12 protein-coding genes and 1 pseudogene are annotated in these 15,286 nt (G+C 70.6%); 12 read left to right on the forward strand and 1 reads right to left on the reverse strand.

Annotated features, from left to right (window positions below):
• Positions 1 to 16 precede the first annotated feature (16 nt).
• From ACLIN4_RS12650 to glmS, 12 genes and pseudogenes are all read left to right on the forward strand, one after another.
• Positions 17 to 1,957 (forward strand): acetyl-CoA carboxylase biotin carboxylase subunit, encoded by a 1,941-nt coding sequence (locus ACLIN4_RS12650; RefSeq protein ID WP_289903997.1) that lies wholly within the window; start codon positions 17 to 19, stop codon positions 1,955 to 1,957.
• The gene (locus ACLIN4_RS12655) at positions 1,954 to 2,919 is read left to right on the forward strand and encodes a hydroxymethylglutaryl-CoA lyase (protein WP_289903119.1); all 966 of its coding nucleotides are present in this window, start codon (positions 1,954 to 1,956) and stop codon (positions 2,917 to 2,919) included. Before ACLIN4_RS12650 ends, ACLIN4_RS12655 begins: the two co-directional genes overlap by 4 nt.
• Before the next feature lie 5 nt (positions 2,920 to 2,924).
• Positions 2,925 to 4,085, forward strand: a complete 1,161-nt coding sequence (locus ACLIN4_RS12660) for an acyl-CoA dehydrogenase family protein (RefSeq protein WP_411575789.1) — start codon at positions 2,925 to 2,927, stop codon at positions 4,083 to 4,085.
• A 121-nt stretch (positions 4,086 to 4,206) separates the two neighbouring features.
• Positions 4,207 to 5,253 (forward strand): ABC transporter substrate-binding protein, encoded by a 1,047-nt coding sequence (locus ACLIN4_RS12665; protein ID WP_100047075.1) that lies wholly within the window; start codon positions 4,207 to 4,209, stop codon positions 5,251 to 5,253.
• A 26-nt stretch (positions 5,254 to 5,279) separates the two neighbouring features.
• A pseudogene (locus tag ACLIN4_RS12670) lies at positions 5,280 to 6,141 on the forward strand (siderophore-interacting protein).
• A gap of 182 nt (positions 6,142 to 6,323) precedes the next feature.
• Positions 6,324 to 7,766 (forward strand): lysine decarboxylase DesA, encoded by a 1,443-nt coding sequence (desA, locus tag ACLIN4_RS12675; protein WP_307652782.1) that lies wholly within the window; start codon positions 6,324 to 6,326, stop codon positions 7,764 to 7,766.
• On the forward strand, positions 7,750 to 9,030 hold the full coding sequence (locus ACLIN4_RS12680; protein WP_179342574.1) for a lysine N(6)-hydroxylase/L-ornithine N(5)-oxygenase family protein: 1,281 nt from the start codon (positions 7,750 to 7,752) through the stop codon (positions 9,028 to 9,030). Before desA ends, ACLIN4_RS12680 begins: the two co-directional genes overlap by 17 nt.
• On the forward strand, positions 9,027 to 9,581 hold the full coding sequence (locus ACLIN4_RS12685) for a GNAT family N-acetyltransferase (protein ID WP_107478797.1): 555 nt from the start codon (positions 9,027 to 9,029) through the stop codon (positions 9,579 to 9,581). Before ACLIN4_RS12680 ends, ACLIN4_RS12685 begins: the two co-directional genes overlap by 4 nt.
• Positions 9,578 to 11,350: an IucA/IucC family protein gene (locus tag ACLIN4_RS12690; RefSeq protein ID WP_411575790.1), complete on the forward strand. Its 1,773-nt coding sequence runs from the start codon at positions 9,578 to 9,580 to the stop codon at positions 11,348 to 11,350. The genes ACLIN4_RS12685 and ACLIN4_RS12690 overlap by 4 nt, the downstream gene beginning before the upstream one ends.
• A gap of 81 nt (positions 11,351 to 11,431) precedes the next feature.
• The gene (locus ACLIN4_RS12695) at positions 11,432 to 12,313 is read left to right on the forward strand and encodes a DUF4429 domain-containing protein (RefSeq protein WP_307652780.1); all 882 of its coding nucleotides are present in this window, start codon (positions 11,432 to 11,434) and stop codon (positions 12,311 to 12,313) included.
• A 77-nt stretch (positions 12,314 to 12,390) separates the two neighbouring features.
• Positions 12,391 to 12,648: a hypothetical protein gene (locus ACLIN4_RS12700; protein ID WP_107478803.1), complete on the forward strand. Its 258-nt coding sequence runs from the start codon at positions 12,391 to 12,393 to the stop codon at positions 12,646 to 12,648.
• 75 nt (positions 12,649 to 12,723) lie between these two features.
• Complete coding sequence (gene glmS, locus ACLIN4_RS12705; protein ID WP_107478800.1) at positions 12,724 to 14,541, forward strand: glutamine--fructose-6-phosphate transaminase (isomerizing); 1,818 nt, start codon at positions 12,724 to 12,726, stop codon at positions 14,539 to 14,541.
• Positions 14,542 to 14,696: 155 nt separating this feature from the next.
• Here the strand turns inward: glmS and ACLIN4_RS12710 are convergent, their stop codons facing one another.
• Positions 14,697 to 15,224: a universal stress protein gene (locus tag ACLIN4_RS12710; protein ID WP_411575791.1), complete on the reverse strand. Its 528-nt coding sequence runs from the start codon at positions 15,222 to 15,224 to the stop codon at positions 14,697 to 14,699.
• Between the last annotated feature and the right edge of the window lie 62 nt (positions 15,225 to 15,286).

Below are 15,286 nucleotides of genomic sequence, written 5' to 3' on the forward strand. Positions count from 1 at the left end.
CGCGATGGGGAGCTTGATGTTCGACACGGTGCTGGTGGCCAACCGCGGTGAGATCGCGGTGCGGGTCGTCCGGACGCTGCGCTCGATGGGCGTGCGCTCGGTGGCGGTCTTCTCCGACGCCGACGCGGACGCGCGGCACGTACGGGAGGCCGACGAGGCGGTACGGATCGGCCCGGCGCCGGCGGCGGAGAGCTATCTGTCGGTCGAGCGGCTGCTGGAGGCCGCCGCCCGCACCGGGGCGCAGGCCGTCCACCCGGGGTACGGCTTCCTCGCGGAGAACGCCGGTTTCGCGCGGGCCTGCGAGGAGGCGGGGCTGGTCTTCATCGGGCCGCCCGCCGACGCCATCGCCCTGATGGGCGACAAGATCCGGGCCAAGGAGACGGTGAAGGCGGCCGGGGTGCCGGTGGTGCCGGGCTCCAGCGGCAGCGGCCTGACGGACGCGCAGCTCGCGGAGGCCGCCCGTGAGATCGGGACGCCGGTGCTGCTGAAGCCGTCGGCCGGCGGTGGCGGCAAGGGCATGCGGCTGGTGCGGGACGCGGCCGTGCTCGCCGACGAGATCGCCGCCGCCCGCCGCGAGGCCCGCGCCTCCTTCGGCGACGACACGCTGCTGGTGGAGCGGTGGATCGACCGGCCCCGGCACATCGAGATCCAGGTCCTGGCCGACGGCCACGGGAACGTGGTGCACCTGGGCGAGCGCGAGTGCTCGCTCCAGCGGCGCCACCAGAAGGTCATCGAGGAGGCGCCCAGCGTCCTGCTCGACGAGGCGACCCGCGCCGCGATGGGCGAGGCGGCGGTGCAGGCGGCCCGCTCCTGCGGCTACCGGGGCGCGGGCACGGTGGAGTTCATCGTGCCGGGCGAGGACCCCTCGCAGTACTACTTCATGGAGATGAACACCCGCCTCCAGGTGGAGCACCCGGTGACCGAGCTGGTCACGGGCCTGGATCTGGTGGAGTGGCAGCTGCGGGTGGCGGCGGGCGAGCGGCTCGGCTTCGCGCAGGAGGACGTGCGGCTGACCGGGCACGCGATCGAGGCCCGGCTGTGCGCGGAGGACCCGGCGCGCGGCTTCCTCCCCTCCGGCGGCACGGTGCTGCGCCTGCACGAGCCGGAGGGCGACGGTGTCCGCACCGACTCCGGGCTCAGCGAGGGCACCGAGGTCGGCAGCCTCTACGACCCGATGCTGTCCAAGGTCATCGCGTACGGCCCCGACCGCGCCACCGCCCTGCGCAAGCTCCGGGCGGCCCTCGCCCGGACGGTGACGCTGGGCGTGCAGACCAACGCCGGGTTCCTGCGCCGGCTGCTCGCGCACCCGGCGGTGGTGGCGGGCGAGCTGGACACGGGACTGGTGGAGCGCGAGGTCGATTCCCTGGTCTCCACCGACGTGCCGGAGGAGGTGTACGAGGCGGCGGCGGCCGTACGGCTGGACTCGCTGCGTCCGCGCGGGGACGGCTGGACGGACCCGTTCTCGGTGCCGAGCGGCTGGCGCATGGGCGGCGAGCCGAAGCCGGTCTCCTTCCACCTGCGGGTCACCGACCCGGTGGAGCACACCCCGCGCGGCACGCACACCGTCACCGAGGACCGCGTGTCGGTGACGGTGGACGGCGTCCGGCACACCTTCCACCGGGCCGCCGACTGGCTGGGCCGCGACGGCGACGCCTGGCACGTGCGCGACCACGACCCGGTCGCCGCCTCCCTCACCGGTGCCGCCCACGCGGGCGCCGACTCGCTGACCGCGCCCATGCCGGGCACGGTGACGGTGGTGAAGGTGGCCGTCGGCGACGAGGTGAGCGCCGGGCAGAGCCTGCTGGTGGTGGAGGCGATGAAGATGGAGCACGTCATCTCCGCCCCGCACGCGGGCACGGTCGCCGAGCTGGACGTGGCGCCGGGCACGACCGTCGCCATGGACCAGGTGCTCGCGGTCATCGCACCCACCGACGACGGCGAACAGGAGACGGCGTGAACGCCCCCGAGTTGGGCCTGCCCATGGCCGTACCGGCCGAGGGACTGCCCGCCCGCGTCCGCATCCACGAGGTGGGCGCGCGCGACGGCCTGCAGAACGAGAAGGCGACCGTGCCGGTGGAGGTGAAGGCGGAGTTCGTCCGCCGCCTGGCCGGTACGGGCCTGACCACCATCGAGGCGACGAGCTTCGTGCACCCCAAGTGGGTGCCGCAACTGGCGGACGCGGAGCAGCTGTTCCCGGCGGTCGCGGACCTGCCGGTCGAGCTGCCCGTGCTGGTGCCGAACGAACGCGGCCTCGACCGCGCCCTCGCGCTGGGCGCCCGCCGCGTCGCGGTCTTCGCCAGTGCCACGGAGTCCTTCGCCAAGGCCAACCTGAACCGGACGGTGGACGAGGCGCTGGCCATGTTCGAACCGGTGGTGGCGCGGGCCAAGGGCGCCGACGTCCACGTCCGGGGCTACCTCTCGATGTGCTTCGGCGACCCGTGGGAGGGCGCGGTCCCCGTCGAGCAGGTGGTGAAGGTCTGCCGTGCCCTGCTGGACATGGGCTGCGACGAGCTGAGCCTCGGCGACACGATCGGGGTGGCGACCCCGGGCCACGTGAGCGCCCTGCTCACCTCCCTCTTCGACGCCGGCGTTCCCGTGGACGCGCTCGGCGTGCACTTCCACGACACGTACGGCCAGGCCCTGTCCAACACCTACGCGGCCCTGCGGCACGGCGTGAGCACCGTCGACGCCTCCGCGGGCGGACTGGGCGGCTGCCCCTACGCGAAGTCCGCCACCGGAAACCTCGCCACCGAAGACCTCGTGTGGATGCTGCGCGGCCTCGGCATCGACACCGGGGTCGACCTCGGCTCTCTCGTCGCCACCAGCGTCTGGATGGCCGCCCACCTGGGCCGACCCAGCCCGTCCCGCACCGTCCGGGCCCTCGCGGGCCCGGGCGACGACTCCGACCAGGAGAAGTGACAGCCATGGACCACAAGCTCTCCCCCGAACTCGAGGAACTCCGCCGCACGGTGGAGGAGTTCGCCCACGACGTCGTGGCACCCAAGATCGGCGACTTCTACGAGCGGCACGAGTTCCCGTACGAGATCGTCCGGGAGATGGGCCGCATGGGCCTGTTCGGCCTGCCCTTCCCGGAGGAGTACGGCGGCATGGGCGGCGACTACCTGGCGCTCGGCATCGCCCTGGAGGAGCTGGCCCGCGTCGACTCGTCGGTGGCGATCACGCTGGAGGCGGGCGTCTCGCTGGGCGCGATGCCGGTCCACCTGTTCGGCACCGAGGAGCAGAAGCGCGAGTGGCTGCCCCGGCTGTGCTCCGGCGAGATCCTGGGCGCCTTCGGCCTGACCGAGCCGGACGGCGGCTCGGACGCGGGCGCGACGCGGACCACGGCCCGCCTCGACGAGGCGACGAACGAGTGGGTCATCAACGGCACCAAGTGCTTCATCACCAACTCGGGCACCGACATCACCGGCCTGGTGACGGTCACGGCGGTCACCGGCCGCAAGCCGGACGGCCGTCCGCTGATCTCGTCGATCATCGTGCCGTCCGGCACCCCGGGCTTCACGGTGGCCGCCCCGTACTCGAAGGTCGGCTGGAACGCGTCGGACACCCGTGAGCTGTCCTTCGCCGACGTCCGGGTCCCGGCGGCGAACCTGCTGGGTGAGGAGGGCCGCGGCTACGCGCAGTTCCTGCGCATCCTCGACGAGGGCCGGATCGCCATCGCCGCGCTGGGCACGGGCCTGGCGCAGGGCTGCGTGGACGAGTCGGTGAAGTACGCGAAGGAGCGGCACGCCTTCGGCAGGCCCATCGGCGCCAACCAGGCCATCCAGTTCAAGATCGCCGATATGGAGAGGAAGGCCCACACCTCCCGGCTCGCCTGGCGCGACGCGGCCTCCCGGCTGGTGGCGGGCGAGCCGTTCAAGAAGGAGGCGGCGCTGGCGAAGCTGTACTCGTCGACGGTGGCGGTGGACAACGCCCGGGAGGCGACGCAGATCCACGGCGGCTACGGCTTCATGAACGAGTACCCGGTGGCCCGTATGTGGCGGGACGCGAAGATCCTGGAGATCGGCGAGGGCACCAGCGAGGTCCAGCGGATGCTGATCGCACGGGAGTTGGGCCTGGTCAGCTGAGGCACCGGCAGTCCGGGCGGGGCAGGTCACGGCCCCGCCCTATGGACAAGATCTGAGGTTAGGCTAACCTACCTTGAACTTGTCCCGCGGATGCTCCGCACCGTTCGAAAGCAGCCACACCATGCCCAACGCCAGAGCTACCCACCTCACCCGCCGCGGAATCCTCGCCGCGGGCGGCGCCCTCGGTCTCGGTGCCGCGCTCACGGCCTGCGGTGACGACGACGCGAAAAGCGGTGGCTCGAACGACGGGACGGCCGCCGCCAAGTCCGGCCCCTGGTCCTTCAAGGACGACCGCGGCAAGACCGTGGAACTGGACAAGGTCCCGGCGAACCTCGTCGCCTTCACCGGCGTCGCCGCCGCCCTCTGGGACTACGGCGTCCAGGTCAAGGGCGTCTTCGGCCCGACCACCACCAAGGACGGCAAGCCCGACGTCCAGGCCGGCGACCTCGACGTCGACAAGGTCACCGTCCTCGGCAACGAGTGGGGCAAGCTCAACGTCGAGAAGTACGCCGCCCTCGCCCCCGAACTGCTCGTCACCACGACGTTCGACACCGCGGGCACCCTGTGGTCCGTCCCCGAGGAGTCCAAGGACAAGATCGCCAAGCTGGCGCCCAGCGTCGCGATCTCCGTCTTCGACCGCCAGCTCACCCAGCCGCTCCAGCGCATGTGGGAGCTGGCCGAGTCCCTCGGCGCAGACATGAAGGCGAAGAAGGTCACCGACGCCAAGGCCGCCTTCGAGAAGGCCGCGGCCCGGCTGCGCGCCGCCGCGAAGGCCAAGCCCGAGATCAGGGTCCTGGCCGGTTCGGCGAGCGCCGAGCTGTTCTACGTCTCCGGCACCAACCTCTCGGTCGACCTGGAGTACTTCAAGGCCCTCGGCGTGAACTTCGTCGAGCCCTCGGAGGAGGCCAAGAAGGCGACCGGAGGCTGGTTCGAGTCCCTGAGCTGGGAGAACGTCGACAAGTACCCGGCCGACGTCATCATCATGGACGACCGCGCCTCCACCATCCAGCCCGCGGACATCACCGAGGGCACCTGGAAGCAGCTCCCCGCGGTCAAGGCCGGCCAGGTCATCGCCCGTTCCCCCGAGCCGATCCTGTCCTACGACAAGTGCACGCCGCTCCTCGACAACCTGGCCGAGGCGATCGAGAACGCCAAGAAGGTCGGCTGACCTTCCCTTCTCCCCCGGAGCCCTTCATGACGACGGCCGTGGCCGCCCCGTTCCGCTTCTTCTCCCTCCAGGTCGTACGGACGAGGCGGCTCGGCCCGTCTCTGGCCCGGGTCACCTTCGCGGGCCCGGACCTGTGCGCCTTCCACTCCGACGGACGGGACCAGTCCCTGTCGCTGTTCCTGCCGCACCCGGGACAGTCGGAACCCGCCGTGCCCATCGAGCTGGGCGACGGATGGTGGCAGGGGTGGCGCGAACTGCCGGACGACGTGCGGGCGGTGATGCGCTCGTACACGCTCCGGGCGCTGCGCCGGGACGCCGACGGGGACACCGCCGAGATCGACATCGACTTCGTCCTGCACGGCGTCGAACCGGAGTCGCCGGTCCAGGCGGGTCCCGCCGCCCGCTGGGCCGCCGGCGCCGCCCCCGGTGACCGGGTCGTCCTGCTCGGCCCGGCGGTCGCGGACAACCGGGCGATCCGCTTCCGGCCGCCCGAGGACACCGACCTGATGGTGATCTGGGGCGACGAGACCGCCGTACCGGCCGCCTGCGCCGTCGTCGAGTCCCTGCCGCCCGGCACCCGTGCCCGGGTCTGGCTGGAGGTGCCGCACGCCGACGACGTGCAGGACCTGCGGACCGCGGCGGACGCCGAGGTCACCTGGCTGGTCAAGGACGCGGCCGGCGGCCCCGAGGCGACCCTCGCCACCCTCCGCGCGGCCCAACTGCCCCCCCGCGGAGCACCCGTACGTCTGGATCGCCGGTGAATCCGGCTGCGTCAAGCAGCTCCGCCGGCACTTCGTCGGCGAACGCGGCATCGACCGTCGCCGCGTCACCTTCGTCGGCTACTGGCGCCAGGGCCTGACGGAGGAGCAGCTCCGCGAACAGGGCTGACACCCCGCGCCCCCGCAGCGCGCCGACTCACCGTCCGTGACGCCCGGGTGGGACCTGAGTGACGGCAGTCACGTACCGGCACGCGTTTGATCGATCATAATTAGGTTAGGCTAACCTAAGTCGAAGCCAGGGCTCCGCCCTCTCCCGTCCCTCTCGGACCGTCCCCACCGGAGGACCCCCACATGCGCTCGCACCTGCTCAACGACACCACCGCGGAGCAGTACCGCCGCTCCGTGACCGAAGGAGTCGAGCGGGTGGCCGCCAAACTCGCCACCACCGACCGTCCGTTCACCGGCGTCACGGTCGACGCCCTCTCCCCCCGCATCGACGAGATCGACCTCGACAAGCCGCTGCACGACACGGCCGCGGTCCTCGACGAGCTGGAGGACGTCTACCTCCGTGACGCGATCTACTTCCACCACCCCCGCTACCTCGCCCACCTCAACTGCCCGGTCGTCATCCCGGCCGTGCTCGGCGAGGCGGTGCTCTCCGCGGTCAACTCCTCCCTGGACACCTGGGACCAGTCGGCCGGCGGCACGCTCATCGAGCGGAAACTGATCGACTGGACCACCGCCCGCATCGGCCTCGGCCCGGCCGCCGACGGTGTCTTCACCTCCGGCGGCACCCAGTCCAACCTCCAGGCGCTGCTGCTGGCCCGCGAGGAGGCGAAGACCGAGAACTTCGCCGACCTGCGCGTCTTCGCCTCCGAGGTCAGCCACTTCAGCGTGAAGAAGTCGGCGAAACTGCTCGGCCTCGGTCCGGACGCCGTCGTGTCGATCCCCGTCGACCAGGACAAGCGGATGCAGACCGTCGCCCTCGCCCGCGAACTGGAGCGCTGCGCCGAGGACGGCCTGGTCCCCATGGCCGTCGTCGCCACCGGCGGCACCACCGACTTCGGCTCCATCGACCCGCTGCCGGAGATCGCCGGGCTGTGCGAGCAGTACGGCGTGTGGATGCACGTGGACGCGGCCTACGGCTGCGGACTGCTCGCCTCCCTCAAGTACCGGGACCGCATCGACGGCATCGAGCGGGCCGACTCGGTCACCGTGGACTACCACAAGTCCTTCTTCCAGCCGGTGAGCTCGTCGGCCGTGCTGGTCCGGGACGCGGCCACCCTGCGCCACGCCACCTACCACGCGGAGTACCTCAACCCGCGCCGCATGGTGCAGGAACGTATCCCCAACCAGGTGGACAAGTCCCTCCAGACCACCCGCCGCTTCGACGCCCTCAAGCTGTGGATGACGCTGCGCGTGATGGGCGCCGACGGCATCGGCGAGCTCTTCGACGAGGTGTGCGACCTGGCCGCCGAGGGCTGGAAACTGCTCGCCGCCGACCCGCGCTTCGACGTCGTGGTCCAGCCGTCGCTGTCCACGCTGGTCTTCCGCTACATACCGGCGACCGTCACCGACCCCGCCGAGATCGACCGCGCCAACCTGTACGCCCGCAAGGCCCTGTTCGCCTCCGGCGACGCCGTGGTCGCGGGCACCAAGGTGGCCGGACGCCACTACCTGAAGTTCACCCTGCTCAACCCCGAGACGACCACGGCCGACATCGCCGCCGTCCTCGACCTGATCGCCGGCCACGCCGAGCAGTACCTGGGAGAGTCCCTTGACCGCGCTTCCTGAAGCCAGTGCCCCGTACGACTTCGTGGGGATCGGCCTCGGCCCCTTCAACCTCGGTCTGGCCTGCCTGACCGAGCCCATCGCCGAGCTGAACGGCGTCTTCCTGGAGTCCAAGCCGGACTTCGAGTGGCACGCCGGGATGTTCCTGGACGGCGCCCACCTCCAGACCCCGTTCATGTCGGACCTGGTCACCCTCGCCGACCCGACCTCCCCGTACTCCTTCCTCAACTACCTGAAGGAGAAGGGCCGGCTGTACTCGTTCTACATCCGGGAGAACTTCTACCCGCTGCGCGTCGAGTACGACGACTACTGCCGCTGGGCCGCGAACAAGCTGAGCAGCGTCCGCTTCTCCACGACGGTCACCGAGGTGACGTACGACGAGACGGACGAGCTGTACGCCGTCGCCACCACCTCCGGCGACACCTACCGCGCCCGCCGCCTGGTCCTCGGCACCGGCACCCCGCCGCACATCCCCGACGCCTGCCGTGGCCTGGCCGGCGACTTCATCCACAACTCCCGCTACGTGCAGCACCGGGCGGAGCTGGTGAAGAAGAAGTCGATCACGCTGGTCGGCAGCGGCCAGTCCGCCGCCGAGATCTACTACGACCTGCTCGGCGAGATCGACGTCCACGGTTACCGGCTGAACTGGGTGACCCGCTCCCCCCGCTTCTTCCCCCTGGAATACACCAAGCTCACGCTGGAGATGACCTCCCCCGAGTACGTGGACTACTACCGCGCGCTCCCCGAGGACACCCGCTACCGCCTCACGTCCGAGCAGAAGGGCCTGTTCAAGGGCATCGACGGCGACCTGATCAACGAGATCTTCGACCTGCTCTACCAGAAGAGGCTCGGCGGCCCGGTCCCCACCCGCCTGCTCACCAACTCGGCGCTGACCGACGCCCGGTACGCGGACGGCACGTACACGCTCGGCTTCCGCCAGGAGGAGCAGGGCACGGACTTCGAGATCGAGACCGAGGGCCTGATCCTGGCCACCGGCTACAAGTACACCGAGCCGGAGTTCCTCAAGCCCGTCCGCGACCGGCTGCGCTACGACTCCCGGGGCAACTTCGACGTGGCCCGCAACTACGCCGTCGACGTCACCGGCGGCGGCGTGTTCCTCCAGAACGCGGGTGTCCACACGCACAGCATCACCAGCCCCGATCTGGGCATGGGTGCCTATCGCAACAGCTACATCATCCGAGAGCTGCTCGGCACCGAGTACTACCCGGTCGAGAAGTCGATCGCGTTCCAGGAGTTCAGCGCATGACCACCCCCACCACGGCCGCCGGCATCGGCGCGCTCACCCTCCGTCCCCTCGACCCGCTGAAGGACGCCGTACTGCTGCACAGCTGGGTCACGCACCCGAAGTCGGCGTTCTGGATGATGCAGGACGCGAAACTGGTGGACGTCGAGCGGGCCTACATGGAGATAGCCGCCGACGAGCACCACCACGCCTACGTCGGCCTGCACGACGGCGTCCCCGCCTTCCTGATGGAGAAGTACGACCCCGCCCACCGCGAGCTGGTCGGCCTGTACGAGCCCGAGCCGGGCGACGTCGGCATGCACTTCCTGGTCGCCCCCACCGACCGGCCCCTGCACGGCTTCACCCGCGCCGTGATCACCGCCGTGATGACCGAGCTGTTCGCCGACCCGGCGACCGCCCGCGTCGTCGTCGAGCCGGACGTCGACAACAAGGCCGTCCACGCCCTGAACGCAGCCGTCGGATTCGTGCCCGAGCGCGAGATCCAGAAGCCGGAGAAGAAGGCGTTGCTGAGCTTCTGCACCCGCGAGCAGTTCGAGAAGGCGGTGTCCGCATGAGCCTCGCCGACGCCGTCGCCCACCTGACCCCCGAGCACTGGGAGCAGGCCAACCGCCTCCTGATCCGCAAGGCCCTGGCCGAGTTCACCCACGAGCGGCTGATCACGCCGGAACAGGCCACCGGTGACGCGTACGTCGTCCGCTCCGACGACGGCAAGACCGAGTACCGCTTCACCGCCACCGTCCGCGCCCTGGACCACTGGCAGGTCGACGCCGCCTCGATCACCCGCCACCGCGACGGCACCGAGCTGCCGCTCGCCGCGCTGGACTTCTTCATCGAGCTGAAGGAGTCCCTGGGCCTGAGCGACGAGATCCTGCCCGTCTACCTGGAGGAGATCTCCTCCACCCTCTCCGGTACCTGCTACAAGCTCACCAAGCCGAAGCTCACCTCGGCCGAGCTGGCGAGGAGCGGCTTCCAGGCCGTCGAGACCGGCATGACCGAGGGCCACCCCTGCTTCGTCGCCAACAACGGGCGCCTCGGCTTCGGCATCCACGAGTACCTGTCGTACGCCCCGGAGACCGCGAGCCCCGTCCGGCTGGTGTGGCTGGCCGCGCACCGCTCGCGGGCGGCGTTCACGGCCGGCGTCGGGATCGAGTACGAGTCCTTCGTGCGCGACGAGCTGGGCGCGGCGACCGTCGACCGGTTCCACGGCGTCCTGCGCGAGCGCGGCCTGGACCCGGCCGACTACCTCTTCATCCCGGTCCACCCCTGGCAGTGGTGGAACAAGCTCACCGTCACCTTCGCCGCCGAGGTCGCCCGCGGGCACCTGGTCTGCCTCGGCGAGGGCGACGACGAGTACCTGGCCCAGCAGTCCATCCGCACCTTCTTCAACACCTCGCACCCCGAGAAGCACTACGTGAAGACGGCCCTGTCCGTCCTCAACATGGGCTTCATGCGCGGCCTGTCGGCGGCGTACATGGAGGCGACCCCGGCCATCAACGACTGGCTCGCCCAGCTCATCGAGTCCGACCCGGTGCTGAAGTCGACGGGCCTGACGATCATCCGGGAGCGGGCGGCCGTCGGCTACCGGCACCTGGAGTACGAGCAGGCCACCGACCGCTACTCGCCCTACCGCAAGATGCTGGCGGCGCTGTGGCGGGAGAGCCCCGTCCCGTCCCTCCAGGACGGCGAGACCCTCGCCACCATGGCCTCCCTGGTCCACGTCGACCACGAGGGCGCCTCCTTCGCGGGCGCGCTGATCGAGCGGTCGGGGCTCGCGCCCACCGAGTGGCTGCGGCACTACCTGCGGGCGTACTTCGTCCCGCTGCTGCACAGCTTCTACGCCTACGACCTGGTGTACATGCCGCACGGCGAGAACGTGATCCTGGTCCTCAGGGACGGGGTCGTGCAGCGCGCGGTCTACAAGGACATCGCCGAGGAGATCGCGGTGATGGACCCGGACGCGGTGCTGCCGCCGGAGGTCTCGCGGATCGCCGTGGAGGTCCCGGAGGACAAGAAGCTCCTGTCGATCTTCACGGACGTCTTCGACTGCTTCTTCCGCTTCCTCGCCGCGAACCTCGCGCAGGAGGGCGTCGTCGAGGAGGACGACTTCTGGCGCACCGTCGCGGAGGTCACCCGCGAGTACCAGGAGTCGGTGCCGGAGCTGGCCGAGAAGTTCGACCGGTACGACATGTTCGCGCCCGAGTTCGCGCTGTCCTGCCTCAACCGGCTCCAGCTGCGCAACAACAAGCAGATGGTGGACCTCGCCGACCCGTCCGGCGCGCTCCAGCTCATCGGCAACCTGAAGAACCCCATCGCGGGCCGGTAGGCGAAGGCCCCCGCAAACGGACGGGCACCTCGGAGACGGTCCTCCGGGGTGCCCGTCGGGCGTCGGTGGAACAATCCCCGCATGGCGGAAATCATCCAGAAAGACGGAACGTGGGTCTTCGACGGCGACACCCTGCGGCTGACTCCCGGTCGGGACAAGAACGTCAGCCTGCTCCGCAGGGAACTGGGTGAACTGCTCGTCCCCCTGACGGCGTTGGCGGGCATATCGTTCGAGCAGGGCAAGAAGTCGGGGCGGCTTCGGCTGCGGCTGCGGGACGGCGCCGACCCCCTGCTGCACGCGACCGGCGGCCGGCTGACCGAGCCGCACGACCCGTACCAGCTGACGGTGGAGTCCGACCGGTACGGCGTCGCCGAGTACTTCGTGGACGAGGTGCGCAACGCCCTCCTCCTCGACCAGGTCCCCTCCGGCCCGGTCGACTCCTACCTGCTGCCGGGCCCCTCCGTGCCGCTGTCGGTCTCCGCCGGGGACGGGGTCGCGAGCTTCGACGGCGAGCGGGTGCGCCTGGAGTGGAAGTGGCAGGCGGAGGACGCCAAGTCGGCCGCCGGCCCGCGCACCCTGCCCCTGGCCGACATCGTCGCGGTGGAGTGGCAGCCGACGGTCGGCCTGGAGAACGGCCACCTCCGCTTCACCGTGCGGGCGGCGCCGAGCAAGGTGCCGCCCAAGTACGACCCGAACGCGGTGGAGCTGTGGGGCTTCAAGCGGGACCCGCTGATGGCCCTGGTCGCGGCGGCCGTGCAGGCCCGGCTCCCGCACCCGTCCGCCCCGGCCGCCGTGGAGGACGCCCGGCCGACCGAGGGGGCGTCCGCACCGCCGCCCGCCACCGAGGACGACCACGACGCGCTGCTGCGGCGGCTGCGCGAGCTGGGCGAACTGCACCGGTCGGGGGTGCTGACCGACGAGGAGTTCACCCTGGCGAAGCAGGCGGTGCTGAAGCGGATGTAGACCCGCACCCCCGGCAGCTTGCCCGAAATCGGGCAGGATTCTTGCGCAAGGGCGTCCCGTACTCCAGGATCTACCGGGTGCACGACGAACTCGTTGATCATCTGACGCGGTCCACCCCCCTCAGCCGGGGCGAGGCGCTGCGCGTGATCCAGGACGTGCTCGCCTACTTCGACGAGACGACCGAGGAATTCGTCCGTCGCCGCCACCGCGAGCTCCAGGCCCAGGGCCTGGTGAACGCGACGATCTTCGAGCGGATCGAGGCGGAACTGAAGTACCGCGCGGTGGCTCCACCGGAGCTGTCGCTCCGTCAGCTGCGCCGCATCGTCTACGGCTGAGAAGCCGTCGTCCACGGCTGGGAAGCCATCGTCCACGGCTGGGAAGCCGAAGAGAGACACGAGGTCTACGTATACATGTGCGGAATCGTCGGATACATCGGCAAGCGTGACGTCGCGCCCCTGCTCCTGGAAGGTCTCCAGCGCCTGGAGTACCGCGGTTACGACTCGGCGGGCATCGTCGTCACGTCCCCGAAGGCGGCCGGCCTGAAGATGGTCAAGGCCAAGGGCCGGGTCCGCGACCTGGAGGCCAAGGTCCCGGCGCGCTTCAAGGGCACCACCGGCATCGCCCACACCCGCTGGGCCACCCACGGCGCCCCCTCCGACGAGAACGCCCACCCGCACATGTCGGCCGACAACAAGGTCGCCGTCGTCCACAACGGCATCATCGACAACGCCGCCGACCTGCGCCGCAAGCTGGAGGCGGACGGTGTCGAGTTCCTCTCCGAGACCGACACCGAGGTCCTCGTCCACCTCATCGCCCGCTCCGGGGCCGAGAAGCTGGAGGACAGGGTCCGCGAGACGCTGCGGGTCATCGAGGGCACGTACGGCATCGCCGTGATGCACGCCGACTTCCCCGAGCGCATCGTCGTCGCCCGCAACGGCTCGCCGGTCGTCCTCGGCATCGGCGAGAAGGAGATGTTCGTCGCCTCGGACATCGCCGCGCTCGTCACCCACACCCGGCAGATAGTCACCCTCGACGACGGCGAGATGGCCACCCTCAAGGCCGACGACTTCCGCACGTACACCACCGAGGGCACCCGCACCACCTCCGAGCCCACCACCGTGGAGTGGGAGGCCGCCTCCTACGACATGGGCGGCCACGACACGTACATGCACAAGGAGATCCACGAGCAGGCCGAGGCCGTGGACCGCGTGCTGCGCGGCCGGATCGACGACCGCTTCTCCACCGTGCACCTCGGCGGCCTGAACCTGGACGCCCGCGACGCGCGAGCCGTGCGCCGCGTCAAGATCCTCGGCTGCGGCACCTCGTACCACGCGGGCCAGATCGGCGCGCAGATGATCGAGGAGCTGGCCCGCATCCCCGCGGACGCCGAGCCCGCCTCCGAGTTCCGCTACCGCAACGCGGTCGTCGACCCCGACACCCTGTACATCGCCGTCTCCCAGTCCGGTGAGACGTACGACGTGCTGGCCGCCGTGCAGGAGCTCAAGCGCAAGGGCGCCCGCGTCCTCGGCATCGTCAACGTCGTCGGCTCGGCGATCGCCCGCGAGGCCGACGGCGGCATGTACGTGCACGCCGGGCCCGAGGTCTGCGTCGTCTCGACCAAGTGCTTCACCAACACCTGCGTCGCCTTCGCGCTGCTCGCCCTGCACCTGGGCCGCACCCGCGACCTCTCCGTGCGTGACGGCAAGCGGATCATCGAGGGTCTGCGCAAGCTGCCCGCGCAGATCGAGGAGATGCTGAAGCAGGAGGAGGACGTCAAGAAGCTGGCCGCGCAGTACGCCGACGCCCGCTCGATGCTCTTCATCGGCCGCGTCCGTGGCTACCCGGTCGCCCGCGAGGCCTCCCTCAAGCTCAAGGAGGTCTCCTACATCCACGCCGAGGCCTACCCGGCCTCCGAGCTGAAGCACGGCCCGCTCGCCCTGATCGAGCCCGCCCTGCCGACGGTCGCGATCGTGCCGGACGACGACCTGCTGGAGAAGAACCGCGCGGCGATGGAGGAGATCAAGGCCCGCAGCGGCCAGATCCTCGCCGTGGCCCACCAGGAGCAGGAGAAGGCCGACCACACGATCGTCGTCCCGAAGAACGAGGACGAACTCGACCCGATCCTCATGGGCATCCCCCTCCAGCTCCTCGCCTACCACACGGCCCTGGCCCTCGGCCGGGACATCGACAAGCCCCGCAACCTCGCCAAGTCGGTGACGGTGGAGTAGGCACCCGCACGGACCGAGTCCACAGGACGGCCCCCCGCGTGCTGCCGGCAGCACGCGGGGGGCCGTCCTGTCACCGGGGCCGCCCAGTCCCCGGACCTGCGGCATGCACGGTGGTGCGGTGACCCCTGTATGCCCCAGGCGCCCCGCGGCGCCTGCTACGGGATGACCACCACGGGCCGCTGCGCCCGTTTGGCGAGCCGGCCGGCGACGGAGCCGAAGAGCCGGCCCACCAGTCCGTGGCTGGAGCCGACGACGATGGCGTCCGCCTCGTACTCCCGGCCCACCTCTTCGAGTTCGTGGCAGATGTCGCCGCCGCGCTCGACCAGGATCCAGGGGACCTCGGCGAGGTAGTCCGCGCACGCCAGCTCCAGGCCCAGCACCTCGGTGCGGTGGTCCGGCACGTCCACGAAGACGGGGGGCTCACAGCCCGCCCACACGGTGGTCGGCAGCCGGTTGGCGACGTGCACGATGACCAGGCCCGAGCCGAGCCGGCGTGCCATGCCGATCGCGTACGCGAGGGCGCGCTCACTGGAAGTGGAGCCGTCGAAGCCGACGACGACACCGTGCTTGAAGGCTGGGTCGCACGACTGGCTTGGCTCTTCGGCCGCCAGGGGCTCGGCCGCCGTAGGTTCGGCGACGGGCCGCTTGCGGTCCGCGGGTTCGAAGAATTCGTGACCGGCCATGGCTGTCTCGGCGTTTTTATCCTCTATGGGGGACAACAGTGTGCGGCGGAGCTGTGTCCGGG

This window comes from Streptomyces mutabilis, from assembly GCF_046628145.1.
Classification (GTDB): Bacteria; Actinomycetota; Actinomycetes; order Streptomycetales; family Streptomycetaceae; genus Streptomyces; species Streptomyces mutabilis.

Bases quoted from the DNA above. Each gene is read 5' to 3' on its own strand.
- ACLIN4_RS12665 (WP_100047075.1), top strand. From the start codon at position 4,207: ATGCCCAACGCCAGAGCTACCCACCTCACCCGCCGCGGAATCCTCGCC.
- ACLIN4_RS12695 (WP_307652780.1), top strand. From the start codon at position 11,432: ATGGCGGAAATCATCCAGAAAGACGGAACGTGGGTCTTCGACGGCGAC.
- desA (WP_307652782.1), top strand. From the start codon at position 6,324: ATGCGCTCGCACCTGCTCAACGACACCACCGCGGAGCAGTACCGCCGC.
- ACLIN4_RS12660 (WP_411575789.1), top strand. From the start codon at position 2,925: ATGGACCACAAGCTCTCCCCCGAACTCGAGGAACTCCGCCGCACGGTG.
- ACLIN4_RS12690 (WP_411575790.1), top strand. From the start codon at position 9,578: ATGAGCCTCGCCGACGCCGTCGCCCACCTGACCCCCGAGCACTGGGAG.
- ACLIN4_RS12710 (WP_411575791.1), bottom strand. From the start codon at position 15,224: ATGGCCGGTCACGAATTCTTCGAACCCGCGGACCGCAAGCGGCCCGTC.
- ACLIN4_RS12685 (WP_107478797.1), top strand. From the start codon at position 9,027: ATGACCACCCCCACCACGGCCGCCGGCATCGGCGCGCTCACCCTCCGT.
- ACLIN4_RS12650 (WP_289903997.1), top strand. From the start codon at position 17: ATGTTCGACACGGTGCTGGTGGCCAACCGCGGTGAGATCGCGGTGCGG.
- glmS (WP_107478800.1), top strand. From the start codon at position 12,724: ATGTGCGGAATCGTCGGATACATCGGCAAGCGTGACGTCGCGCCCCTG.